This window comes from Reticulibacter mediterranei (genome assembly GCF_016587455.1).
Genome location: NZ_BNJK01000002.1, coordinates 1,440,320 through 1,466,418, shown reverse-complemented (window position 1 = coordinate 1,466,418; position 26,099 = coordinate 1,440,320). Strand labels below are relative to the sequence as shown.

General features: G+C 52.7%; 21 protein-coding genes. 13 read left to right on the top strand and 8 right to left on the bottom strand.

Annotated elements, in window-relative coordinates; all coding sequences use genetic code 11:
* The first annotated feature begins 9 nt into the window (after window positions 1-9).
* On the top strand, window positions 10-2,382 hold the full coding sequence (locus K3T83_RS44905) for a HEAT repeat domain-containing protein (protein WP_220209656.1): 2,373 nt from the start codon (window positions 10-12) through the stop codon (window positions 2,380-2,382).
* Window positions 2,383-2,575: 193 nt separating this feature from the next.
* Complete coding sequence (locus tag K3T83_RS44900; protein ID WP_220209655.1) at window positions 2,576-3,259, top strand: NUDIX hydrolase; 684 nt, start codon at window positions 2,576-2,578, stop codon at window positions 3,257-3,259.
* Window positions 3,260-3,331: 72 nt separating this feature from the next.
* Here K3T83_RS44900 and K3T83_RS44895 read toward each other — a convergent pair whose 3' ends face one another.
* Complete coding sequence (locus K3T83_RS44895; RefSeq protein ID WP_220209654.1) at window positions 3,332-3,745, bottom strand: low affinity iron permease family protein; 414 nt, start codon at window positions 3,743-3,745, stop codon at window positions 3,332-3,334.
* A 381-nt stretch (window positions 3,746-4,126) separates the two neighbouring features.
* Between K3T83_RS44895 and K3T83_RS44890 the strand changes: the two genes are divergently transcribed.
* From K3T83_RS44890 to K3T83_RS44870, 5 genes are all read left to right on the top strand, one after another.
* Window positions 4,127-6,577 (top strand): glycosyltransferase family 2 protein, encoded by a 2,451-nt coding sequence (locus K3T83_RS44890; RefSeq protein WP_220209653.1) that lies wholly within the window; start codon window positions 4,127-4,129, stop codon window positions 6,575-6,577.
* Entirely contained in the window at window positions 6,570-8,159 is a 1,590-nt protein-coding gene (locus K3T83_RS44885; protein ID WP_220209652.1) for a chitinase, read from the top strand. The genes K3T83_RS44890 and K3T83_RS44885 overlap by 8 nt, the downstream gene beginning before the upstream one ends.
* A 274-nt stretch (window positions 8,160-8,433) precedes the next feature.
* On the top strand, window positions 8,434-9,291 hold the full coding sequence (locus tag K3T83_RS44880) for a MerR family transcriptional regulator (protein ID WP_220209651.1): 858 nt from the start codon (window positions 8,434-8,436) through the stop codon (window positions 9,289-9,291).
* 48 nt (window positions 9,292-9,339) lie between these two features.
* Window positions 9,340-10,179: an SDR family NAD(P)-dependent oxidoreductase gene (locus tag K3T83_RS44875; protein WP_220209650.1), complete on the top strand. Its 840-nt coding sequence runs from the start codon at window positions 9,340-9,342 to the stop codon at window positions 10,177-10,179.
* Window positions 10,180-10,216: 37 nt separating this feature from the next.
* The gene (locus K3T83_RS44870; RefSeq protein ID WP_220209649.1) at window positions 10,217-11,047 is read left to right on the top strand and encodes an SDR family NAD(P)-dependent oxidoreductase; all 831 of its coding nucleotides are present in this window, start codon (window positions 10,217-10,219) and stop codon (window positions 11,045-11,047) included.
* Between the two features lie 164 nt (window positions 11,048-11,211).
* On the opposite strand, the gene K3T83_RS44865 is transcribed toward K3T83_RS44870, so the two are convergent.
* Window positions 11,212-11,901 (bottom strand): class I SAM-dependent methyltransferase, encoded by a 690-nt coding sequence (locus tag K3T83_RS44865; protein WP_220209648.1) that lies wholly within the window; start codon window positions 11,899-11,901, stop codon window positions 11,212-11,214.
* Between the two features lie 210 nt (window positions 11,902-12,111).
* Here K3T83_RS44865 and K3T83_RS44860 point away from each other — a divergent pair, with 210 nt between their 5' ends.
* Window positions 12,112-12,444 carry a winged helix-turn-helix transcriptional regulator gene (locus K3T83_RS44860; protein WP_220209647.1) on the top strand — a complete coding sequence of 111 codons (333 nt, stop codon included), beginning with the start codon at window positions 12,112-12,114 and terminating at the stop codon, window positions 12,442-12,444.
* 67 nt (window positions 12,445-12,511) lie between these two features.
* On the opposite strand, the gene K3T83_RS44855 is transcribed toward K3T83_RS44860, so the two are convergent.
* The 5 genes from K3T83_RS44855 to K3T83_RS44835 form a co-directional block, all read right to left on the bottom strand.
* Window positions 12,512-13,300, bottom strand: a complete 789-nt coding sequence (locus K3T83_RS44855) for a phytanoyl-CoA dioxygenase family protein (RefSeq protein ID WP_220209646.1) — start codon at window positions 13,298-13,300, stop codon at window positions 12,512-12,514.
* Between the two features lie 58 nt (window positions 13,301-13,358).
* On the bottom strand, window positions 13,359-13,550 hold the full coding sequence (locus K3T83_RS44850; RefSeq protein ID WP_220209645.1) for a hypothetical protein: 192 nt from the start codon (window positions 13,548-13,550) through the stop codon (window positions 13,359-13,361).
* A gap of 64 nt (window positions 13,551-13,614) precedes the next feature.
* A complete protein-coding gene (locus K3T83_RS44845) occupies window positions 13,615-14,583 on the bottom strand; it encodes a helix-turn-helix domain-containing protein (protein ID WP_220209644.1) in 969 nt (322 codons plus the stop codon).
* A gap of 156 nt (window positions 14,584-14,739) precedes the next feature.
* Window positions 14,740-15,141: a hypothetical protein gene (locus K3T83_RS44840; RefSeq protein WP_220209643.1), complete on the bottom strand. Its 402-nt coding sequence runs from the start codon at window positions 15,139-15,141 to the stop codon at window positions 14,740-14,742.
* A gap of 14 nt (window positions 15,142-15,155) precedes the next feature.
* Window positions 15,156-16,274: a PQQ-binding-like beta-propeller repeat protein gene (locus K3T83_RS44835; RefSeq protein ID WP_220209642.1), complete on the bottom strand. Its 1,119-nt coding sequence runs from the start codon at window positions 16,272-16,274 to the stop codon at window positions 15,156-15,158.
* A gap of 595 nt (window positions 16,275-16,869) precedes the next feature.
* On the opposite strand from K3T83_RS44835, the gene K3T83_RS44830 reads away from it, so the two are divergent.
* From K3T83_RS44830 to K3T83_RS44820, 3 genes are all read left to right on the top strand, one after another.
* Complete coding sequence (locus K3T83_RS44830) at window positions 16,870-17,772, top strand: class I SAM-dependent methyltransferase (RefSeq protein WP_220209641.1); 903 nt, start codon at window positions 16,870-16,872, stop codon at window positions 17,770-17,772.
* On the top strand, window positions 17,753-18,451 hold the full coding sequence (locus K3T83_RS44825; protein ID WP_220209640.1) for a TetR/AcrR family transcriptional regulator: 699 nt from the start codon (window positions 17,753-17,755) through the stop codon (window positions 18,449-18,451). The genes K3T83_RS44830 and K3T83_RS44825 overlap by 20 nt, the downstream gene beginning before the upstream one ends.
* A 63-nt stretch (window positions 18,452-18,514) precedes the next feature.
* On the top strand, window positions 18,515-19,195 hold the full coding sequence (locus K3T83_RS44820) for a methyltransferase family protein (RefSeq protein ID WP_220209639.1): 681 nt from the start codon (window positions 18,515-18,517) through the stop codon (window positions 19,193-19,195).
* A 379-nt stretch (window positions 19,196-19,574) separates the two neighbouring features.
* Here the strand turns inward: K3T83_RS44820 and K3T83_RS44815 are convergent, their stop codons facing one another.
* The gene (locus K3T83_RS44815) at window positions 19,575-20,084 is read right to left on the bottom strand and encodes a hypothetical protein (protein ID WP_220209638.1); all 510 of its coding nucleotides are present in this window, start codon (window positions 20,082-20,084) and stop codon (window positions 19,575-19,577) included.
* Between the two features lie 212 nt (window positions 20,085-20,296).
* On the opposite strand from K3T83_RS44815, the gene K3T83_RS44810 reads away from it, so the two are divergent.
* Entirely contained in the window at window positions 20,297-22,954 is a 2,658-nt protein-coding gene (locus K3T83_RS44810) for an NB-ARC domain-containing protein (protein WP_220209637.1), read from the top strand.
* Between the two features lie 321 nt (window positions 22,955-23,275).
* On the top strand, window positions 23,276-26,059 hold the full coding sequence (locus tag K3T83_RS44805; RefSeq protein ID WP_220209636.1) for a helix-turn-helix domain-containing protein: 2,784 nt from the start codon (window positions 23,276-23,278) through the stop codon (window positions 26,057-26,059).
* Window positions 26,060-26,099 lie beyond the last annotated feature (40 nt).

The window sequence follows — 26,099 nt, the reverse complement described above, 5'->3', positions numbered from 1 at the left end:
AATACGATCATGGAATATGAGAACCATCCCTTCGATCCGAAGCACCTCCCAGAGAGGCAGGACGAACACCAGGGAACACACCCGTCACCATCCTCGGAACGGTCACAACCTGTTGATCCTATCCTTTCCCGCTTACGTGCCCGCTTTGGGCTCGATGAGAGCTATCTCCCTGAAAATCCTTCAATACCAGCATTGCTTGCAGCCCTCAAGCATTCCGACTGGCGTGTACGCACGGCAGTTGCTCGGCGGCTTGGCAGCGCAGGGGTAGGAGATGAAGTAAGGAATGCTCTCCTTTCTCTCTTGCACGACCACATTCCCGCCGTTCGCGCCGCCGCAGTCCATGCGCTCTACGCTCTGGATGACAACATTCCCGAAGAGCCGCTTCTCTCCCTGTTACGTAATGATGAAGAAGACGATGACGTTCGCATCGCGGCTGTCCAGGCACTCTCAGCACGTGGCAAGCGTCTCTCCCCCTCTGGGGCGACGGCGCTCAGCAGCACTTTTCACCAGGAGAAACAAAATGGCATGTTACGCTCAGCCATCATCTATACACTGGGCGCCCTCGGCATACGTACGCCCATTCCTCTTTTGCAAGAAGCCCTGCAAAATGACCCTGATTGGATGGTGCGCGAAGCTGCTGCCCTGATGATGGGTGAACAAGAAGAGCGAGCCGATAGCGAACTACTCGAAGAACTGGTAGACAATGAAGATGAGCATCCAGTGGTCATCGAGGCAATCTATCAGGCGCTGGGCAACCTTTCTCGCTCCCAACGAGAGCGGCTTGAGCGTAGCGAGGCTCGCATCCAGGTAACGACCTCAGGCACCTTTGAAAAGATCGAACCTGCTTATAAAATGCCTCAGCGCGTGGGCAATGTCGAATTTGATGGCATTGCACCTGGTTCCTCCAATTTGCAAGATCGCATTCCCGTTGTGGTGCAAGCACTGGATAACCAGTGGATGCCAGACTCCTTGCTGAACAAACTCCTCAGCAAGCGTATTACCTTTGACAGTATTCAGCACTATCTAGCAGGATTAGTACGCACAGAATATCTCCGTTCGCTCATTAACGGTCAGCAAGTCATCATCAATCGCGCCTACCTCTACAACAATCCAGTCATTGTTCAGGATCACCAACAGCCAGGACCGGCCCGTGAAGTCTTCAAACAATTTCTCAACGAGGGCGTCATTGTCCCCTTCTTGATATACGAGAAAAGCCCGGATCAGCGCCCGGCATATGGTGTTCTGCCATCAGGCTTTGCCTCCTGGCAACAGGTCTGTCAGGACACTCACATGCAATGCTTACGCTTCTCCTGGCTCGATGAAGAGACAAATCAAGAGGAAATTAAGCAGTTCGCCAGCGGCCTGCACGGATTTGCCCAGTCTGATGAGAGGCTCAATATCAGTCGTCTGGTCAGAGATCTTGGACTCTTGCCAGAACAGGAAAGGGATTTGCAAAAAACACTGCGCGACATTCATACCTGGAGCAGACAGGTCTTCGAGCAGGAAGGAAAATGGGTCAACCGCGAAGACATATACAGAAGATATATCACCGTTGGTGATCCTTCACAGCGAGTCTATGATGGAAGTAAGGAGTTTGCAGGTACACTCAAGCGCTTATATGATGTCGCCTACAACAACAATCTGGCAGAAGCCCTCAGCGGCTATCTGCTTACTCCCCCGAACTCTCCTACCAGCCTTGTTTTGCAAGATTGGCGTCCTCAGCAAAACCAGAAATACATAAAGGCGTCTGATATTATTGATATGCTGCGAGGTAAAGTGTTTGAGATCGTGCAAAGTGGTCTCTATCTACGCTCAATTGGCATGTTACGCTTGCAAGATGTCAAAGAGATCAGAAAAACTGATGAATGGCAAGCCTATATTCAAAGTTTACAGCAATTGCTCAAAGCACCACTGGAGTTCGCAAACTACGCAAACGAGGTGTATCGACGCTATATCATGCTTGCTCAAGTCATTACCCGCCTCATAGAGAGCCGTAACACGCTGACAGGTGGCGCATTGACGGCAGAATGGATACCAACAACAAGCCTTCTCATCAATGTCGGGGGAGCTACAACTGAAATACGCTGGAACAGCGCAACAGACAGACCCATCACGAACGCAGCTCACCAGAAAACCTTTCTGCCAAAAGTGAGAGGTGGCAGCGCCCCTGTGAATATACGTCTGGTTATTGGCGATAGCGGCTCTCCATCGAAGCTTCAAGCAGGCTTCGATCTTATTCATGGCAGAATGCACAACGCCCAGGAGCAATGGATCGATTTATGCGACCAGCTCACCAAACAGATCTATTTGCGCGAGTTCTCTCTCGAATCACCCTCAACTTCAGCAGGGTCCAGGGAGATCTCCAACCTCAATGCTGTATAAATGCTTACGTTGTAACGAATTTTTCCTTTTCAAGGGCGGTGATCCCCCTGTCGTAGTCGCGCGATTTATCGCGCTTGGCCCGCCCCACAGCTACGTCGATGGCCACCAGCGCGATAAATCGCGCGACTACGACAGGAGGAGGATTCCCGATTTTGATTGTTAAAAATCATCACCAGAAAAGAGTGTGCGTCAAGTGATCAACCAGAAAAGATATTTCGAGCTTGTCCAACGATATCCAGAGCTATTCAGCAATCCGTCTGCTGATGGCATTACCATTGAGCTGAATCCAGAGAAGATACAACAGATCGAGCAAACAGTCATGCAACGCCTCTCAGAACAGGGGCTTCCTACTGAATGGGGCAACGTTGGCATCGCCTATGAGGATCAATACCTCCTCCTGTTACGCGATGCCGTTTATTTTGGCAATGGCAAACCAGGAACATATATCCGTTCCATTCAAGAAGCAAGTGCGCCCGGAGTAATTATCCTCCCTGTCTACCAAGATCGCATCGTACTCACTCACCATTTCCGTCATGCGACTCGTTCCTGGCACCTGGAGCTTCCAAGAGGTTTTGGTCTGCCTACAATGAGCAGTGAGGAGAATGCCCGCCGAGAGCTTTATGAAGAGATTGGCGCTAGCACCGCAACACTTCACTATCTTGGTCGTGCTCATGCCGATACTGGAATGAGTACAAATTGCAATGAGTTTTTCTTCGCCCGCATCCAGAACTACGGTCCCTCCGACCGCTTCGAGGGCATCAATAAACTCGAACTGGTGACTATATCAGAGCTTGAGCGTCTTATCCGCGAAAACAGTATCACTGATAGCTTCACCATCATTGCGTATACTCAAGCGAAGCTGCATAACATGCTCTAAATGGTGAGCCTGCTCCGATGTTCTGGTGATCGCAATCACGATCACCAGAACATCAGATGAAATGCTCTTTGGCTATCCGCTTGTCACATCTGCCTCGGCCTTCCTCTTGCGGGGGAGGTGCGTTTGGGCGAGATGAGCCAGATGCGCATAATGCTTTTGTAAGCGCTCCAGATCGTGTTCTGTGAGATCTTCACTCTCCAGGAGGCTGTTATCTGCCTGTTTGAGAGAGAAGATCAATTCATCCAACTTGACTTGCATGGCTTCACTATCGCGATTTTGCGTATTTTGTATCAAAAAAACCATAAGAAATGTGATAATCGTTGTGCTGGTATTAATAACCAGTTGCCAGGTGTCACTGAAGTGAAAGATGGGGCCACAAACCAGCCAGCCGAGAATTAAAAGGACTGCTCCACCAAAGGCCAACGGATGGCCCAATATCCGTGACATTGCACGCGCAAAGTGAGAAAAAACCTTACCCGGGTGCATAATGCCTTCCTTTCTTCATAGTAAGTAAAAAGAGATCTCTTTGAAGAACACGGCTCAGCCCCCTTTGTGGATGAGATCACATGCGCTCCTAAGCCAGGCTACTCTAAAAATAGATACACATCCCGCTGAAGTGATTGTCGCAGGGAGGAAAAGGCCAATCAGGAATTGCAGTCAAGAACGTTTCATCGACAAACTTCATCTCAATCATTAGTACTATTGAATTGACGCCCAATAGTTAATATCAGCTACAATCAACATTGTAGTACATAGTTGAAACCTTGACATTAAGTTATTGATTTTTGATAATTCCCCTATTGATCGGAAGGTGCTCTTCCTGAACCAGTTCCTCCAAAGGGACAATGAAAGGGATATGCTCCAAGCATGCAAAGTATACAACAGAAAAAGCTGCCCACACGAAAACGGCAATGGGGTGCGGAACGCCGTACAGAGCCATTGCCGATGATGCATGAGAAACCATCAACTCTGAAAATCGCCTACAGCCGCCTTGCAATTGTATTAACAATCGTTTTATGGATAATGTATCTTATCTCGGCAATTCTTCGTCAATTCTTCGATGGGCCAAAGACGTTTTCATTTACGATACAAGCCGTTTGCTATCTGCTCATAGTGACATTGCTGACATTCTCCGCACTCATGTACCTGGTGGCACGTCAGGGGGCGCTTCAGCGGTTTAGTAAGCACATACGCGTACCACGAGCCGAACTCGATAGGCATTTTTCAGAGCAACAACCCTCGATCACCGTACTCGTACCGTCATATAGTGAGGAGCCAGAAGTTATCCGTAAGACCCTTCTGTCGGCGGCATTGCAGGAATATCCTGATATGCGTGTCGTACTACTGGTTGATGACAATCCTCATCCCTCAAATCCAGCTGTTGCCGCCCGACTCAACGCTACTCGTAAACTTGGCAACGAGATCATGAAGCTTCTTGCTGAACCACGTACCTATTTGAGTAATGCACTCTACCAATTCGACCAACAGTACGCAAGCACAATGTCAGTGACGCAGGCGACGATTATGGAGCTTGCGCACCAGTATGCGCAGGCGGCAACCTGGCTCAATACACTTGCGGATAAAGAAGCAATTGATGATCATGTAGATATATTCTTTGTCGAACAGGTGCTCAAAGGTCTTGCCAACGAATTGCATCTCGTCGGCCAGGCGTTGAGGACTTCTTGTCAAGAGGGCGTCCTGATCCCTGTAGAACGTGTACGGCAACTGTACCGTCGACTGGTCTGGATTTTTGATGCCGAGGTCGCTATTTTTGAACGCAAGAAGTACGCTTCACTTTCCCATGAAGCCAATAAAGCAATGAATCTCAATTCCTATATTGGTCTGATGGGTGGTACATATCTTCAGCGCGAGACCCCGGACGGGCTGATTCTGATCCCGGTCGCCAGAGGTCAAAAAGGCGATGTGACATTCCCCGACAGCGAATTCCTCTTGACGCTTGACGCAGACTCCATCCTGTTGCGTGAGTACTGTCTGCGTCTTGTTTATTTCTTGCAGCAGCCTGATAATGCTCGAGTAGCGGTGACACAAACCCCATATTCGTCCTTCCGGGGGGCAGCGACACGTATTGAACGCCTCGCTGGTGGAACTACAGACATCCAGCACATTCTCCATCAGGGAATGAGCTATTATGGTGCAACATTCTGGGTCGGTGCGAATGCGGTCATTCGTAAACGAGCACTTGATGATATTGCTGAGACCGAATGGGTCGGCGGCTTCGAGGTGCGCCGCTTCATACAGGACCGCACGGTTATTGAAGATACTGAGTCTAGTATTGATCTCACACTGCACGGCTGGTCGCTGGTGAACTATCCTGAGCGTTTGAGTTATAGTGCCACGCCACCAGATTTCGGGTCGCTGATTGTGCAGCGCCGCCGGTGGGCAAACGGTGGCCTGCTGATCTTACCCAAATTATGGGCGCAAACACGTGAGCGTAAACATCGCGGCGAACTGGTTTCTCGAACTGAGATTCTGCTCCGTCTGAATTATATGGCCTCAATCACGTGGGCAAGCTTCAGTCTGATCTTCATGTTGGCGTATCCATTCGACGGTCGGTTGTTGAGTCCTTTCGTGGTGCTTGCAGCACTGCCATACTTCATATCAATGGCGAGTGATCTCAAATATTGTGGCTACAAGCGGACAGATGTACTGCGTATCTATGGATTCAACTTAATCTTGCTGCCGGTCAACCTAGCTGGCGTCTTGAAATCGCTCCAGCAAGCGCTGACGAGTAAGAAGATACCATTTGCACGAACACCAAAGGTCAAAAACCGAACCATTGCACCACTGCTCTATGTCATCGTCCCCCTGCTAATTGTTGCCTTCTCGGGGTTTTCCTTCTGGCGAGACGTCCAATTTCATAATTGGACCAATGCGGCCTTTGAGGGCTTTAATGCGTTGACAGCTTCATGGGCTATCGTTTCCTATATTGGTATAGGGAATGCACTGGCCGATATCTGGCATGGTTTAACAGATTGGCTCTACGTAGAAGTACGCCCCAAAACGCCCGCAGTTCCCAGCGATCCGGCGTTGGCTCTTGATTGGAGGGCGGTCCTATATCATGGAAATGCCAAAGAGAGGGTTCCGTTGAGCGCATTGCATACTGCGACGGGATCGTACCAATCGGCAAGCAATGAGCAAAAAGCACCGGCCTCCGATGTAAGCTCAACTTCTACAAAGAAGATGCGTGCAGGGTTTGGATTACTGGACGTAAGCTTGCTTTCTACAAAGAAGATGCGAGGTGTTGGATTACTGAACGCATACAGGAATCAGACAGGAGGCAGCCAATCTCATGAGTAAGCCTGGCGTAACACATGAGCAATACACAGGCGAACCACAGCGCAGGCTATCCCCCTGGCGCGTGATGCTGGCAATCTTCATTCTCATAAGCCTGTCTGCTGGCACCTTCTTTGGCCTACAGCAATGGCATGCGAACCAGCCAACCGTATCGAACAAGTCGTGGTTCGCGAGCTATGTCGATGTGACGGCCACGCCTACATTTGCCTTTGAACAAATGGGGACGACCGCAAAGCGCGATGCTGTACTTTCCTTCATCGTCTCATCATCTCTGGATGCGTGTACCCCTTCGTGGGGAGGAGCATATACGTTGAGCCAGGCTATCGGCTCACTGGATCTCGATAGACGTATCGCTCGCTTGCAGCAACAGGGTGGCAGCGTGGCAGTATCGTTCGGCGGCCAGAAGAACCAGGAGCTTGCAGTCAATTGCACCGATCCAGACAAACTTTTCAATGCATACCAGTCGGTCGTCAACCAGTATAACATCAATACCATCGATCTTGACCTTGAAGGTGCTGGTTTGACGGATGCAACCGCAGCCAGCAGGCGAGCCACTGCCATTGCTCAACTCCAATCACAGCGACGAGCAGCAGGGAAGTCGCTTGCGGTATGGGTGACACTGCCTGTGACGCCGCAAGGGTTAGCTGAAAATGGCACGGACGCCGTGAGCCAATTACTCACGCACCATGTTGATCTGGCAGGAGTAAACGTCATGACGATGGATTATGGCTCTAGCCTTGTGAAGGGCACAACGATGGCAAGCGCATCGGAAAATGCCTTGACCCAAACAGAGCGTCAACTTGGTGTTTTGTATCAGCAAGCAGGGATATACTTAAATGACGCTACGCTCTGGACGAAGATGGGCGCAACGCCTATGATTGGGCAAAACGATACAGCAGACGAAGTATTCACCCTTGCTGATGCGGCTGCGTTCAACCAGTTTGCGCTCTCTCATAAATTAGGGCGAATGTCGATGTGGTCGGCGAACAGGGATAGCGCCTGTGGCTCTAATTATGTGTTTACGCAAATAGTTTCTGACGCCTGTAGCGGTGTACAGCAGGATGCCAATGGTTTTGCGAATCGCCTCGGTGCTGGTTTTGATGGAAGTATTTTCCTGAGCGCTGGCCTGATAACGACGGCAGATACTACCTCAAAACGTGCCCAGCAACCAGATAATCCAGCCACGAGTCCGTACCAGATCTGGTCCCCCAAAGGGGCTTATCTGAAAGGAACCAAAGTTGTCTGGCACCACAATGTCTACCAGGCAAAATGGTGGACACAAGGAGATATTCCAGATAACCCTGTTTTACAGCAGTGGCAGACGCCCTGGACATTGATAGGCCCGGTCTTGCCAGGTGAGAAGCCGATCCCACAACCGACGTTGCCCGCTGGCACCTACCCTGATTGGTCCGGCACGACCACCTATAACACAGGTGACCGCATCCTATTCAATGGAGTACCCTATCAGGCAAAATGGTGGAATACGGGCCAGAGTCCAGCCGCCGCAACATCAAACCCTGATAGCTCTCCGTGGACACCATTGACCCAGGAGCAGATTAACGCTATCGCAACACCCACCAGATGAGCAGCAATCTTTCGCTTCTTTTCCTCGTTTTCCCCACCCGAATATGGTAGGGGCGATGGCTGGTCCTCGCCCGTTTCACCTATATTACATGCATTGTGCCCTGGACAAGGACCAGCCATCGCCCCTACCATATTCGGCCTCACCCCGGAAGATTTCGTGGACGCACCAATTATGTGCGGAGCATTCTGACTCTCTTTCGTAAATGTCTTGACTTTGACACTATGTCAATCCTTATACTCCTCAATAGACGTTCTATCAGCAAGGAGGAATAGGTATGTTTTCCATTGGTGAGTTTTCGCGCATTGCTCGCGTGTCCCCAAGACAACTGCGACATTACGAAGCACTCGGCTTATTTCAACCTGAGCGTATCGATCCTGAAACGGGATACCGCTTCTATAGCGCGCTCCAACTCCCCCGGCTCAACCGCATCCTGGCCCTCAAGGATCTAGGGCTGACGCTTCCCCAGATCCGACGCCTGCTCGATGCGAACATTTCGGCAGAGGAGATACGCGGCATGTTGACGATGCGTAAAGCCCAGATTGAGCAAACCTTACACGAAGAACTGGAGCGGATGCGCAGCATTGAGGCGCGGATCTTCCAGGTTGAGGAACAAGGCTTTCTGACTGATGATGTTGTACTCAAATCAATCCCATCGCGTAACTTCCTTTCTCTTCGGCAAGTTCTCCCGTCAAAAGAACAGGGATTTGCGTTGATGGCTCAGATCTTCCACTTCCTGCCACGACGGATCGGAAGAGGTGCTTCCGGCCAGTTTGCCCTCCTGTTTTCTCAGGAGAGCTTCGAGACGGAGAACATCGATGTGGAGATGGGCTTCATGTGTGACGAGGAGGCATTGGAACCAGTACCGTTGTCAGATGGTCGAGTCATGACAGTCCATCCCCTGCCAGCGGTCGAAAACATGGCGACCATGATTCACATTGGTATCGCCCATCATGAACGATGTTATGGCACACTGGGGATCTGGATAGAGCAAAACCACTATCAACTGGCCGGACCTGGTCGAGAAGTCTTTATCGAACCATTGCAGCCCGCTAAATTAGAGGAGGCAGTGATCGAAATTCAGCTTCCTGTGACCAGGGCAAACCAGGATCATCCTGCACTGACTACGAAATAACACCCAAAGAGAAGAGCAAAAGTCAAGACACAAAGAGGAAAAGAGACGATGAAACACATTGATAAGAACATCTTCGGCCCCTGGGCTGTCATCACTGGAGCCTCATCAGGCATCGGCAAGGAGTTCGCACGGCAGGTTGCGGCCAGCGGAATCAACCTCATCCTCGTTGCCAGACGCCTCTCCTTATTAGAAGCAACTGGAGAAGCTCTCGCCAGAGACTACAACATTGGCTACCGCGCTCTTGCGCTGGACCTTTCCCAGGAAGGCTTCCTGGAAAGGCTGGAAGCCGCCACGCGCGATCTCGATATCGGGCTGGTTGTTTCCAATGCTGGTACAGCGAACCCAGGTCCATTCTTGAGCAATGATCCTGATATGATGCACCAAACGGTGCGACTGTCCGTACTGGCACACCTGGATCTGACGCATCACTTTGGGGCAAAATTGGCCGCACGCAGGCGCGGCGGGATCATCCTGCTCTCAGGAATGGGAGCATCTCAAGGGGTTCCCTACATGGCGCACGACTCAGCAACAAGAGCCTATGTATTGACGCTCGGAGAAACCCTTCATACTGAACTCAAGCAGCATCATGTCCAGGTCACGGTACTCCTCCCCAGTCCAACGCACACGCCCCTGTTTGAGAAAATTGGCTTCGATGCCGCTAGCGCCCCATTGCGACCGATGACGGCGGAACAATGTGTATCGGAAGGACTTACTGCTCTGTGTGCTCACCGTCCATCACATGTGACAGGAGCACTGTACAGAGTAATGGACCGTCTGACGCCACGCTCGCTCTTCCGGGAAATGAATGGCAGAATGCTGCATAGAACGATAATTGAAAAGCAAAGAGGCTACGTTGGAGACACACAGCATGATGTCCCGAAGTCATGATCTAAGCCTTACAGGATATATATTGGAGAAGAAAACAATGAGACGGATTACCCTCAACACATTTGGTCCCTGGGCAATCATCACTGGAGCCTCATCAGGCATCGGCGAGGAATTCGCACGACAATTGGCAGCAAGCGGACTACATCTGGTGCTTGTTGCTCGACGGCTCCAGGCACTTAACACACTAGGAAGCGAACTGGCACGCACCTGTGGCATCTCCTACCGGGCTATCGAGTTGGACCTTACCGCTGATGATGCCCTCGAAAAGCTCTCGGATGCCACCAGAGATCTGAACATTGGCCTCGTGATCTCTAACGCTGGGGCGATGATCCCCGGTGACTTTTTAAGTCTAGATTATCAGGCATTGCGGCGCGATCTCCGCCTCAACGTTCAGGCGCACCTGGACCTGGCATACCACTTTGGATCGCATCTGGCACAACGCGGACGTGGCGGGCTGCTTCTCGTAGCATCGACGACAGGCTTCCAGGGAATCCCGTTTGCGGCTGAGTATGCTGCCGCCAAAGCCTATGTCCTGAGTCTGGGAGAGGCGCTGCATGTCGAGTTCCAAAGGATGGGGGTGCATGTCACTGTCCTCTCACCAGGGGCAACCGATACCCCTCTGATCGCGGCCAGCGGCTTCGACGCATCCACCATGCCTATGAAGCCGATGGCAACCAGGCAATGCGTCTCTGAGGGGCTGGCGGCTCTTGCCGCCAACCGCGCCGTCCACATCCCAGGATACTTCAACCGTATGCTGACCGCATTACTGCCACGTTCACTGGCAACCAGCATGTATGGCAGTATGATGCGCCAAGTCACCGCGGGGCGGAGCGTGCTATCAAAAGGTATCCTTCAAGAAACACAATAAGACCAGGACGGGGCGATGGCGGGCGCAATGATGCCCGCCATCGCCCCGTCCTGGCTGCCAACCATGCACTCAAAACAAGCCACATCGTTTCCCAGATGGAAACGTCAATGTGCATGATCATCTCTATTGTCAAGAAACCCTCTCACAAGAGAGAGGGAATGGGGCTACTCTCCCTCTCTCTTTGCTTCGCTGATCCTTGCGCGCACAAAGCCCATCGCCGGGAACCTTGATGATCCTGCTTCCATCTCCCCGCTTTCAATCTGCACAAAACCCGCTTCTTTGAGTAGAGCTGGCTGATCCTGGATGCCGCTGTTCCAGGGGCCGGTATGCACAGGCTGTTCAGACGGCTCTTCCGGGCGTCGGGTATCAACGATGAGCAGACGTCCTCCCGGTTGAAGCACACGGGCAATTTCTACCAATCCCTGACGCTTGAGTTCCTCTGGTAACATGTGCATCACAAAGGTCGAGAGCACCACATCAAACGACCGATCCGGGAAGGGCAGGTGCTCGATCACTCCGACCCGAAAGTCAAGAGGGCGGCCCACTCTTCTCGCTTTCGCCCTCGCTCTATCGATCTGCTTTGGCCCGGGATCAATCCCAACCACGCGACCCTTTGCCCCAACTTTCGTAGAGGCAAACAGCGCTATCGTTCCAGTACCACATCCCACGTCCAGTACCGTCTCTCCCGGTTGTAAAGTGGCTTTCTCTATGATTTGTTGCTCAAATTCATGCCACTTGCCACCTGAGAGAATATCGCTCCACCACAACATGATATCGTAGCGCCATCCCCAGTTGAGGACATGTCCTTGCGTCTCAGCGGCCTTCTGTTGATGAGAGGTGGACGAATGTATCATAGGTCTTGCTCCTTTTTGCTATCATTTTCTCGTTTGTTCAGAAAGTAGGTTCTTTGATATTGCCTCACGGTCGCTTGAGTGGCTGGTCGAACCGAGTATTTGCGACCGATGAAACATGATACAATGACTGTAACGTAGAGGGGGAGGAGAAACAAGTACGCAAAATTTTTTGACAGAGGCACTATTTTTTGCCTATCACATGGAGCTGGCATGGAACAGCAGAAGAAAAAAGAAGGATGTCCACTTGGAGTCATGACTCCTGGCACAGTCTGTAAGTTTGAAATTATCGCTCATTTGCTCAGTGGCACAAGGCGTTTCGGCGAATTGCAACGACTCATGCCTCAGATCAGTCGCCAAATGCTCACGCTGCAATTGCGTGAGCTAGAACAGGCTGGCGTCCTTCACCGACAGGTGTATGCACAGGTTCCCCCGAAAGTCGAATACTCCTTAACAGATGTGGGTCGCAGTTCTGAACCTCTCATCCGTCAGATGCAATCCTGGTATGAAGGGTACAGGACACAAAACTCCTCGCTGCATGGATAAGGAACTCGAAGAGGCTGGAGAGGAATCTTTTCTCCACTCCAGCCTCTTTTTCAGTCTAGAATCAAAGCTATTGTTCCGCTAGCACAGGGAAGCGCTCGCCTGCCAGCAGTTCACCCTCAGCCAGATTGAGATCGTTTGTGACCACATGTGGTTTTCCGTTAAAATGAACATCATCTGGCATATAGATGGTAATGACGGCCCGCCGAGGTTTATCGGTCGTATTCGGACCAGCGTAGTGAAAGGTTCTACCATCATGAAAGGTACAACTGCCAGCAGGCATGGGTTGAAAAACGGGCAGCAAAGAGATGCTAGCCGCCTTCTCTTCTGGGAGCAAGTGAAAAAGATCCTGGGGGTTCACTAAATTAATTGGCTCCAGACGCCCAAAGGTATGCGAGCCGGGTACAAACGCCATGCAACCATTTGCTTCAAAAACATCATCAAGGGCCATCCAACAGGACAGTGACCCATCTTCCTGCATGGGCCAATACGGAATATCCTGGTGCCACGCCGAGGCTTTGGAGTCTCCGGGCATCTTGACCAGCGCATGATCGTGCCACAAACGAATTTTGTGGGCGCGAGTCAGACAGCGGGCAATTTCGGCCAGTTTTGGTGAAAAGACATAGTCCCGCAAGCCTGCATGCGTTCGCCATACATTGACTGTTTGCACAAAAATCTTACGATATTCCACCTCAGAGGTGCTCATCTCATGCAGGTCCCCTTGTTCACGTACTATCTCATCCAAAGCTGACCTGACCTGTGCTAATTCTTCTGCTGACAGGACATTCAGAAATTGGATATAACCGTTTTCTTCATAGAAGCGAATCTGTTCTTCACTGATTGGATAAGATGATGTCATGTCTTCTCCTCCGGGATGTTACAAGGATACATAAACTTCCCTTCAAGGGCGGTATGAGTCATCCCGAAATGTTTTGCGGCAATCTCGGCCTGCACTGCTCTCCGCCCAGCGGCTCGCCCGTGAAGGAGGGGATGGTGGCTGGAGGGAGGCGCGGCCTCCCTCCAGCCACCATCCCCTCCTTCGGCAGAACGAAGTGCCGAAGGCGCTGAGGCGTGGGAAAGCCGCAGGAAAAACGTCCGGGATAACTCATAAATGTTCTTCCTGATTGGGTCAGGTGTTGCGTTGATGCCTCTAGTATAGCCAGAGGAGAGAGATTATGCCTCGACAATGTTATCTTCTTTGTTTGTCATTCTATCCCTGGAGCGGACGCGAAACTCGCTGGGGGTGACACCAAGAGAACGGCGGAAGCGTGTTGCGAAATACCGACTATCGGAGAAGCCAACCTCAGAGGCAATGGCGCTTACAGAATGATTGGTTGTTTTGAGGCGTGTGCAGGCATGTTGAAGACGTACCTGGAAGAGATATTCAATAGGGGAAGCTCCCAGGTGATGGCGAAACTTACGCACAAGGTAGGTTGGCGCATAATTGCTGTGACGTGCAATCTCCTCAAGCGTTAACGGTTCAGCATAGCGTTCCTCAATACAACGGAGTGCGCTCAGAAGTTCCGGGATATGACGTGCGCTCCGCGTATCTCCAGGAGAAGAAACTGGTGGCTCGCTATATCGATCTATCATCCCAATAATTTGCAGGGCCAATCCAGTACATATACCAGCATATCCCGCGCCCCCTGGTCTGCGCACTTCCTCGGCGAGCGTCATCAGGAGCGTATGAATAACCCCACGCCCTTGTGGAGAGAGACGGATGGAATGTGCAGGCATGGGAACAAGACCCTTATCCCTATTTGCAGAAGCGACCTGTGAGTACAAGATACGCGTATCTAAATAATGAGTTGAAAGCAGAACCTGCTTGTAGGCCATGAGAAAATCCTGTGAAAGCAGCAAGTTAAAGATGGATACACCCTCTTCAATAAAAGGGTAGGCATGCCATTGGCCCGGGGGTATAATCCACACATCGCCGGACAAAAGAGGCATACATCCCTGCCCATCTTCATGTTGCCCGTATCCCTTGATCATAAAAGCCATTTCAAGAAAATCGTGCCTGTGGGCGGCCATAGGCTCCGTGAGCGTAAAAAGATCAGCGTAGATTCCTAATGAAGGATCATGACAAAGGAACTGCTGAAATGCCAGGACATCCATATTTTCCTGAGAAGCTTGAAGAGACATCTCCACGTCACTTTCCTCCTCTGGAAAGAGTCTTTCCATTCTTGAGAAGCCCTGTACACTCCGATGTGTTTTTTTGCATGATCCTTCCTCTTTCTGTGGAGGACACCATCCCGAATTATATGTAGAGAAGAGGCCTTTCAAACAGGAGGTATCCCGTCAGCATCCACGTCGTCCTGAATGTTGTGGATCAGCCTTCTCCCGATCAAGAGCTTCGAGCAAACGCGCCTCTTGCTGCCCATCATCTCTCAGTTCAATCATCACTGCGTCAACGGACCCTGTGTCGTGTGTCTCCTTACTCAAAGTCTCAAGAATAGCTTGAATGGTTGAAACCTCCTGGTTGAGATACAAACCCTCGTATTCCAGCTTCTTTGTCTCTCCATCGATCTGAATCGTCAGCCTGGTTTTTCTGCTATTGAGCCAGGCCTTTATTACGGTAGCAATGGTCGTAGAAGAGAGGATACCCGAACTGATCACAACTATGATCTGAACAAGATCGACCTTCTTTTGCGGTGATGGGCCTTCATCCCATGCCCGTAATCTCTCAAGAAGAGTGTTCATACTGGTGTCCTCCTTTATGAACAGCCTAGTTCCTGATTGTAGGAGAGATGTGTTGACCAGAGTTCGCTGCCATCTTGCTTGCTTATGGCAAAGAAGTTGGGACGTTTCTCCCAGGGTAGGCTGTAGGGGTGGAGGTAGATTACCTGCTGCCTGGAGCTGGTGAAAAACGTAGGAACGTGCCCTTCACAGATGTGACCACCTTTCACCACCCGCAGGAGCTTGCCCGTGGTCCGGTCAATAGCAGAGAGGCGATACGCGGAATAATCGTAGTTATCGTGTTCCAATTCACCTGCGCACTGGCAGGTCAACAGATGATCCTGACTTTCCAGCAGCGTAATACTCTGATAGAGCGGATGATCTAGGATGGATTCATGCTCATAGCTCCAGAGCAGTTCGCCGGCGCGGGAATCAAGCGCGAGCAGATAGGGTGTAACGACGAGGTAGAGAACATTCCCTATTACTGATGCGGGATAGCATTTGCCACTGACGAGCTGCATCGTCCATATCGTACTACCGTCCCTGGCATCCAATGCGTGTAGCATGCCAGGCAAAGAAGCGCCAGGAGGATAGGCGGCATAAACCATCTCGTCGGTAGCGGCCCAGACAGACACCAACACAGAGGGAAAATGCTTCTGCCAGAGGACGCTTCCGGTTTGAGGATCAAGAGCGTAGACGCGATTAGGAAAGGGAGTTGATGGATTTTTTTCGTGAGCAGCCATAGAGATGGCTTTGCCTGCCACCGGACACAAAAAATCGTATGCGTTATCTTGCCCTTGCTTTGTCCAGAGCACCTGTCCGGTGAGAGCGTGCAATGCTGGAAGTACATCTTTGTAGTTATGGAGCAAAATGATGTCACCTAAGACTGCTAATCTTAGGAGCTGCCCCCATTGTCCCTGGTAGTGCCAGCAGATGCACCTGGTTGTTGCATCAATCGCCACAACGTCCCCATTGTAGTCGGTGAGATAGAGCATCCCATTGGACACCACAAGCGTTCCTACACCACCATCGAGCTGTATGGGGATCTCTTCGTACCAGAGCTGCTCGCCGGTCGTGGAGTGCAACGCACTCAGGCGCAGGCATGGGGGTTGGTAGCTGGCAAGGTAGAGAATTTGCTGACTTTCTCCGCTGTACATATCTTTGTCCTCCAGAAAAAGGGAAAGACTGTACTGCCCGAAATTGGGCATTAGAAGAGAGTACACTATTTTCTCCCAAAATGGAAGCCCTGATGAGGAGAGATTCCCGGGTTTGTTTGTAAAAAATCATAATTGGTGCATCCGGCAAATGTTCCGGGGAGAGAGAGGTTCTCCCCACCCGTAGCGACAAGGGGCGGCTGGGCGGTCCTGTGGAGGCCTTGCGCTTGTCGCCCTCGTCAAGCCGATTTATCGCTGCTTGCCACGCCGCCAGAGGGAGAGGAACATTCGGGGGCGAGAGCGACAAGCGCAAGGCCTCCACAGCCCCACCACGCCGCCCCTTGTCGCTACGGGTGGACCCAACATCCTCTGTCCCCTCACCATTCCCCCTCAATTGCCGGATGCACCAATAATCAGCAGCGCTCGGACATGAACGCTGCTAATTATAAAGCTTATATCTCATTGACAACGCCCCCTTCATTAGCTATACTGTGCTTATATTCATAAACCGAGGCTCTGTTTACTAATGAAAACCTGAGCAAGAAGAAAGCGCTCCCGCACGGAGAGAATGAACAGAGCTATTATTTGAGAGGCTCGTATGGTGAAACAACGCGTTGGCAACACGGCGCTTGGCGCGGCAGCCTGTCGTTTGATCGAACAGTATCAGCCAGAGGACATTCGGCTTTTTCACGATCCGCTGGTCAAAGACCTGATTGGCGCTCCCATCCGAGTGCTGATGCAGTTCGCAAGTATGCGCAATTTGACGATACAGCAGATGGACGCCATTACGCCAGGGATTTACGGCGTCCAGATTTCTCGTACACGCTTCATTGATGATGTCGTCCAGGAAGCCTTATCACAGGGGATCGAACAGGTGGTAATCCTGGGTGCCGGGCTTGATACGCGCCCTTACCGCCTGGCCGGTATGGAACGCGCACGCGTCTTTGAAGTTGACCTCCCATCAGTGCAGGCAGAGAAAAAAGAGAAGCTTCAACATCACTTTGGTCATCTGCCCGAACACGTCACCTTTCTCCCAATCGACTTCGACACACAGAGCGTGGAAGCTGCCTTTACCGGAACAGCCTTCGACTCTGCCAGTCCGACAGTCTTTGTGTGGGAAGGCGTAACGCAATATCTCACGGAAGAAGCCGTGAGTCAGACGCTCGCCTTTGTTGGCACCTCGGCACCCGGAAGCGTCCTCGTGTTCACCTACGTTTTGAAAAGCCTGATCGAGCGGCGGTCCAGTCTTCCGGGCGCAGACAAAATGATGGACAGGGTGGCGAAACAGGGTGCTCCCTGGATTTTCGGTCTGGAACCCGAAAGCCTCACATCGTTCCTGGAACCATTTCACCTGCGCCTGCTGGCAGACGTAGGGAGCGCGGAGTATCAAGCTCACTACTTCAAGCCGAAGAAGCGGGAGATCGTGGTATCCGAAATGGAACGGATCGCTCACACGACTGTTCCCAACAAAGAGGACATACATGGTACGCACAGTAAATGAAGCCGCCCACACTCAGAGGCGCAACGCCATTCTTGACGCGGCAGAGCATGCCGTGATAACAAAAGGCTATGAGCAGATGGCGATCGCCGATATTCTGAACGATCTTCAAATCTCCTCCGGTGCCTTCTATCACTACTTTGACTCTAAACCGGCGCTGCTGCTCGCGCTGGTCGAACGCATGGGGGACGAGATCGAGCAAGTCGTGCTTCCCATCGTCCATGATCCAGAGCCAGGCGCTCTAGAGAAGCTTCAGCGCTTCTTTGCCGCGCTCGACCAGTGGAAATTCACGCATAAACGCCTGATTCTTGCGTACCTGCCCGTCTGGTATGGCGACGAGAATGCTATTGTCCGCAACAAACTCTATAAGGCTCGCATCAAACGGCTCGCGCCCTGGCTGGAAGAGATTATCCAGCAAGGGAGCAGAACAGGCGTATTCACAGCCCCTTATCCCGATCAGACGGCGAGGCTGATCATCTCCCTGCTTGAAGACATTGGGTACGCCGCCACCGAACTACTCCTCGCGGAGAAGCTCTCGCCAGAGGATATGCAACGCCTCCAACGGATTCTTTTCGCGGCAACCGACGCGCTGGAACGCCTGCTGGGAGCGCCCTCTGGTTGCCTGCAACCCGCTTCGCTCGAAGGACTCGAACAGTGGGTGACGACACAAGCTGACTCGTGAGGTCGATCTCTTTCATCTGTCCCATTGACATCTTCATACTTATCTTTAAAAAAGAGGTGACATATGTCTCTCGCACTCAAAGCGTTCTCATTTCTCGTGCTTGGCATCGTGATTACAGCCTTGCCTCTGTTTCTTGCGGCAGGCACCCTCGCCTGGCCCGCTGGCTGGATCTACCTGATTCTGCTCTACGGCTGGGTTTTTATTGGGATCTTGCTGTTACTCAGGTACAATCCTGGCTTGCTGGCTGAGCGCGTCAATGTTGCCCCAGCGAATCAAAAAATCTGGGATAAGATGTTTGTCGTGCTGCTCAACGTGTTCTTCTTTGCCTGGACAATTCTGATGCCGCTCGATGCTGTGCGTTTTCACTGGTCATGGATGCCGCTCTGGGTCCAGGTGGTCGGGGGCGTCGCGCTGGTGGTCTCGTTCATTCTCATGTCCCTGGTCTTCCGAGAAAACTCCTATCTCGCGGCAACGGTGCGTATTCAGGAAGAACGCGGACAAAAGGTGATAACGACCGGACCATATCAGTATGTGCGTCACCCCATGTATGCTGGTGGCCTCTTTATGTTTCTGGGGATACCTCTGCTGTTAGGCTCCTGGTACGGCCTCTTGCTGGTTCTCCTCTTCTTACCGGCTTTTCTGGTACGCGCAGTACTGGAGGAACGCACGCTGCTTCAGGAGTTGCCAGGCTATGATGACTATATGACACATGTAAAATATCGCCTCATCCCCCATGTCTGGTGAATTGGCTCTTAGAATATACCTGAGAGCCGGGTTCATAAGGGACACAAGCCAAAACACCGAGGGGATCGGGCACAATGATTGGCGCATCCGACAATTGAAAGGGGAATAGCTCTGGGCAGAGAGGATGTTGGGTATACCCGTAGCGACAAGGGGCCGCTGGGGGTCTTGGTTGGGGCCTTGCGCTTGTCGCCCTCGCCACATGGTTTCCCGGTTCCCACGTGCCCCCACCAGCGACAAGCGCAAGGCCCCCGCAACCCCTCCACACCTCCCCTTGTCGCTACGGATGGGGAGAACCCCTCTCTCCCCAGAACATTTGCCGGATGCACCAATCATTGCGCCCGACCTCGCCCCATGCCTCCCAATTAGATAGCAACCACAATCAACTGCTACGACTTTCTTGAAGAGGAAGGGCTGGTGCCAGCTGATAACCTTTGCGATAGAGGGCCTGCACACTGAGAGAGAAACCTGGTTTTTTCAAGATGGTATTGAGGCCGCTGCGCTCTTTGGTCGCCCGGCGAACCATCTTGAGTTCTTTTTCGAGCGCGCTTTGCCCCCGGAGCGCGGCTTTTTCCAGTTGTCTCTGCCAGCGCTCTACCAGAGGTGCCAGGAGAGCAAGAGCCTCTTCATGAGATGATGTAGTCCAGACTTTACGGAAGATGCTCTCCGAGCAACACAAGCACGCAAGCAGCTCCGCATAATTGGCACCATATGGAGCGCGTGCCAGGATGAATAAGATGCGAAAGGCAGCAGGAGAGCAGCGACATTGCGCACGGATTTGGTCAAAGGCAAGCAACGTCACAATGTACTCATCAATGTTAAGGATAAGAGAATAGCCTTGAGGTAAGGCTGGGACTTCTTTATAAGAAAATTGTCTGAGGTCCGCCTGCATAGCATCCTTCCTCTAGTTGTTTTATGGCTGGGAGCTTCAAAAGTCACGATCTCTCCGTATGATATTGGTACCGGTTTCGGAAGGTAATATCGCCAACCTGATCATTTTTAGGTTATAGTAAAATTGGACAAGGGGTTGACTTGCTCTTCCTCTAGACGCGGTTGCATAGGTTTTGTTTCTGGAACAAAGCCCCAGAGCAAAGAGAGGAAGATATGCCAGGCAAGAAAGCTGCGCAGGCCAGGCCCAATCCCCTGCTGAGACGCGCGCGGCTGGAGCAAGGTTGGTCCCAACAGGAAGTGGCGAACCGTGTAGGAGCTTCTCAGGCCCATATGGTTGCGCGCTGGGAAAATGGCTCGGCCTTTCCTGGACCAACCTATCGCAAAAAGCTCTGTGAACTCTTCGCGAAAAACCCTCAGGAACTAGGTCTGGTCAGGCAATCTCTCGTGGAGGCGCAGCCAACAGATAGTGAGGCATCGCTCCAAGATCCAGCCATCCCGTTGCAGGCTCTACCTTTACAGAGGCTAGTGGGGCGAGACCGGGTGCTCACAAAACTCAGGGAGCAGCTTTGCGGCACTGGAGCAGTGAAACGTTTCGCCATTGAAGGCTTGCCAGGCGTTGGCAAAACCACCCTGGTCGCGGAGTTAGCACTCTCTCCTGAAGTGCGGACTGCTTTTCCTGAAGGAGTGCTCTGGGCAGGGCTGGGGCCACAGCCAAATCGCCAGGATCACTTGCGCCACTGGTGCAGCCTGCTCGGAATAACTGAAGCCGGGCAGGACGCTCAACGAGAGCATGAGAGGTTAGCCCAGGCGCTCCGCCAGGCATTGTGGAAGCGAAAAATGTTCCTGGTGCTTGATGATGTCTGGCACATTGAAGATGCGCTGGCCTGTATGGTTGGTGGTCCCGACTGCACCTATCTGCTCACTACACGCATCCCGGAAGTCGCAGTCGACTTCGCGGGAGAGAAACGCCTACATTTGGAGGAGCTTACGCAGGAAGAGAGCATCCGTTTGCTGGCCCAGATCGCTCCAATGGCCCATAAGATGGAGCCAGGTCAGCTTGCTTCGCTGGCGCAGAAGGTAGGTGGATTGCCACTGGCTTTGACACTCATGGGCAATTACCTGCTCTTGCAGGCTCGTCATCGGCAGCATCGTCGTATACGCGCGGCCTTACTCCAGCTCCAGCAAGCAGAAGCACGTTTGCGGCTAGAGCAGCCGCAGGCTGGTTTCAGGCGAGATCCACGCCTGCCAGAAGGGATGCCATTAAGTTTGCAAGCCATGATCGATCTGAGCGGAGCTAGTCTGCAAGAAGCGGAAAGACTGGCGCTCGCTTCTCTCTCGATCCTGCCACCCAAACCGGCTAGCTTTTCCGAGGAGGCGGCTCTGGCGGTAATGGAGGCGTCAACTGAAGTACTGGATCGGCTGGTCGCCGTTGGATTACTGGAGTATCGAGGAACCAATCGCTATAGTCTGCACCAAACCATCGCCACCTATGCTCGTGGCCTGCCGCGAGTGGAACACGTGTCCGAACAACGCATGATTACCTATGTTGTGAGGTATGCGGAGCGGCATCGAGCGGAGTATGGGGCGCTGGAGTCGGAACTCCCCCTGATCCTGGCAGCGCTGGAACTGGCTTCAGGGCTGGGTTGTCAGACTGAGTTTGTGCTGTGTGCATCGGCAATATTCTATATGCTGCGTGCGCGCGGCTTCTTTTCTCTGGCGGAACGCTTGTTGTGGCAGGCATATGAGATCGAGAAGCATCGAGAGGGCGAGCGGCATCTTATGCTCTGGTATCAGCTTGGCAGCATGCTGCGTGAGCGCGAAACATGTGCGCAGGCTGAGACAATATTAGAGGAAGGGATCGCTCTGGCACGCCAACAGGGAACGCTCTCTTCTCTGGCTTTTCTGCTTGCAAGGAGCGCGACGATTGCGGCGGATCGTTGCGCGTATACAATAGCGGAGACGCGCTACCAGGAGGCGCTCGTCCTGGCTCGCCAGCAGAATGATGTCTCCTGTATCTCCCTGGTACTGAACAACGTTGCCTGGTTATTTGCAATACGTGGCGATTTCGCGCTGGCCGAGGCGGGCCTGCAAGAATCTCTGGCTCTGGCCCGTCAGACAGGAAAAAATAGTGGTATTGCTCTTGCGAACCTGGGGTGGATGATGGGAAAACAGGGGAAGTTCGCAGAGGCCAGCGCTCTTCTGCAAGAGGCGCTCTCTCTGGCTCGGGCAGCAAGCAATGATCTGCTCCTGAGCACCTTTCATCTCTATCTCGGCTGGACGCAGCTGCGGCAGAATGAAGATGCACAGGCAAGATATCATGTGCAAGAAGCGCTTTCCCTGGCCCGGAGGATGGGACGGCCGAGGATCACCAGGCAAGCGAGTACGCTGATGGCTTTTCTTGCGTTAAGAGAGGGGAATATTGAATCATCTGAAATGCTCCTGCAAGAAGCACTTGCTGCGCATCAAGGGGACGGCCACCAGTCAGACCGGTGCCTCTTTTTCATCGTAAAGGGAAAGATGCTCATGCAACAGACCCAATATGTCCAGGCATGTGCGCTCTTGCAGGAAGGGCTGGCGCTGGCCTCACAGATCGAACACGCCGAATATCGTTGTGGCCTCTTGCTTTTACTGAGCGCCGCTCAACAAAGCCTGGACGATTTGAAACAGGCTTCTGCTTTGCGCCGAGAAGGGCTGGCGCTTGCACTCCGAGTTGGCCTACCCCTGCCTGTTGATGCTGGCCTGGGCGATTCAAGCGGGGGCCGGGCGCAATGGAATTGCCGCTCCTACCCGATCAGGCGATCAATCGCCTCTCTTCCTCGTTCCCCACGATGGCAAGGAGGTGAAAGACGCAATGATGCATCGGGCAAGTGAAGGGGAAATGGCTCTGGGCGCAGAAGATGTTGGGGCACCCGTAGCGACAAGGGGAGGTGCGGGGGTCTTGGCGGGGGCCTTGCGCTTGTCGCTCTCCCCAGGCCGATTCATCGCTGCTTGACACGCCGCCAGAGGGAGAGGACCATTTGGGGGCGAGAGCGACAAGCGCAAGGCCCCCACCAGCCCTCCACACCTCCCCTTGTCGCTACGGGTGGGGAGAACCTCTCTCCTTGGAACATTTTCCGGATACACCAATCATTGCGCCCAGTTCGCACGGCGTGCTGGGAATACGACATTATCTGAGAAAGAGAGAGAAAGAGGATGCCTGTCAAAAAAGCTGCTCAAGCGATCCCAAACATATTGCTAAGAAGAGCACGCCAGGAGCGAGGCTGGTCCCAACAGGAGGTAGCGGACCAGATCGGAGCCTCTCAGCCCTATATGGTCACACGCTGGGAAAATGGTACCGCCTTCCCTGGCCCCGTTTATCGGGAGAAGTTATGCCGCATCTTTGGCATGAATCGGCGCGAGCTTGGCCTGCTCAAAACATTGCCACCGCAGGAGACAATCATCGCTGAGAGGGAAGCGTTCATATCTGACCCTACTATTCCATTACACCTCATCCTGGTCCAACGCCTCGTGGGGCGAGATCAGATGTTAGCCCGACTCCAGGAACAGCTCTGCGGCACCAGCTCGGCCCGGATAATTGCTATTGATGGTCTACCGGGCGTCGGCAAGACCACACTGGCTGTGAGCCTGGTAACGGCTCCGGGCATCCAACATAATTTTTCTGACGGCGTGCTCTGGGCCGGGCTAGGCCCAGGTGCCAGCCCTCAGGCACACTTGCGCCGCTGGTGTCGATTGCTAGGGATCACAGAAAAAGAACAGGCTCTCTTTGAAGAAGATGCGCTGACTCAAGAACTGCAACGGGCGCTCTGGGACCGCAAGATGCTGCTTGTGCTCGATGATGCCTGGTCAATCGAGGATGCACTGGCCTGCACTGTAGGAGGCCCGCATTGCGCATATCTGCTGACGACACGCATCCCGGAGGTCGCAACTCACTTTGCCGGGAAGGAAAGCTTGCGTCTAGGAGAACTAAGCCTGGAGGATGGGTTATCTCTGCTGGCCCAGATAACTCCAGCAGTCTCCAGGATGGAGCCAGAGATTCTACGCGATCTCGTGGCAGCGGTGGGAGGGCTGCCGCTGGCTCTCACACTGATGGGAAATTATCTATTGCAACAGACACGCCACCAGCAGCGCCGCCGCATACAGAGCGTTCTGAAGCAGTTGCAGCAAGCGAAATATCGCTTGCAATTGGCACAGTTACAGACAAGCAACGAGCGCGACGGACACTTATCTGATGGCACATCGTACACGCTGCAAGCGGTAATTGGCTTGAGCGAGGCCATCTTAGAGGAGCCAGAACGGTGCGCTCTAGCGGCCCTCTCTCTCTTTCCAGCCCGTCCAGCCAGTTTCTCCGAGGAGGCGGCTCTGGCTGTAACCGCAGCTCCCGTTGAGGTGCTTGATCGACTTGTCGATGTTGGGCTACTGGAAAGCCAGGGAACAGATCGCTATAGCCTGCATCAGACCATTGCCGATTATGCTCGTACCTTACCAGGGAAGGATAGCCGCGCGGAAGAGCGTCTGGTGGACCACGTTCTGAATGATACAGGCAGATTGGGCGTCAAGCTCAGCGAGTTGGAGCAAGATCTGGCTCTGATTCTGGTGGCGCTCGATCTGGCCATCCACAGAGGTCGTTTGAGCGAATTTGTGCAAGGTGTGTGCGTCATCGCTCGTTTTCTGCGTCTCTGTGGCGGTATGGCCGTGAGCGAACCTCTGCTGTGGAGAGCCTGCGAGATTGCCAGGGCACGGCAGGATGAGTCACACCTCATTCCTCTTGTGTCCGAGCTGGCAATCATTCTACGTGAGCGAGGGAGTTATGAGCGGGCTATTGTTCTGGCTGAAGAAGGGCTGGCACTGGCTCGCCAGCGATCAGATAGTCGCGCCATCATCTTTTCGCTCTTCATCGTAGGTTCGATCGAGGCTTCGCGCGCGCAGTATGTGCAGGCCGAGACACACTTACTAGAAGCTCTGGCACTGGCGCTTCAGACGCATGATATTCACGCACTTGGTCTGGCTCTCACGAATCTGATGCTGGAATTGGATGTCCGTAAAAAATATATCCAGTCCAGTGCCTATCAACAGAAATCGTTGGCACTGGCGCAGCAGGCCAATCAGCGAACCTTTCCTGTTCAGCGCGTACCAGAAAAGGAATATCAAACACAGTCCGAATCACAGTTGTCAGAAGACGAGGTATATGATGCAGAAGAAAGCGTCACCTACCAGTTGGGGCAGTTCGCCTCAACGCTGTTGGAGCAAGAGGACTACCAGCGCAAGAAGCTCTACTGGCAAGAAATCTTCTCTCTGGCCCGCTACATGGCTCAATTGAGGCCCATTCCTGATTTTATCGATACAATGGTCGTGCTTGTGCTGGGAGCAACATTTGCCGAATCCTCCCTGGAGATGTTACAGGGAGAAAACGAGCCGCTGGAGAGCATGAGCGATGTTCAAGATAGCTGCCTCTATTGCGCGGCACAGGGCTGGGCGCAATTGGAAGAGGGGCAGTTCGCCAGCGCACGTGCAACGCTGCAAGAAGGGCTGGCTCTTCCCCGCCATAGCAACGATCTTGAATGTCGCTTCGCTTTAACGCTGCTGCTGGCTGCTGTCGTCCTGCGTCTGGGAGAGTCGGAGCGGGCAAACGAACTGCTGCGAGAGGTCGAGAACCTTGCTGAGCAGATCGCCAAGCCCTGGATCAGAGCAATTAGCTATATCGTCTGGGCTGATTATCATCTCTTCCTTAACAAATATGCTGAAGCGGCGGCGAACTACCAGGCGTTGCTCTCGATTATCCCGTTGGCTGCGCCCGATATTTTCGCCCGCATGTATGAAGATCTTCCCAGTCTGGTGATCTCACGACTCGGAGTCTACCAATCCTATCTCCAGGCTCAAGAGGTGCTACGCCGCTTTGAGACGATCGGCCAGGGTCAGACACCGGCAGTAAAACGCTGGTTCACAGAATTCTCTCTGTTTGATCTGAGCGATGTGTAGTTTGACACTCCAATTGTCCAGAATTGCAATGATATCAGTC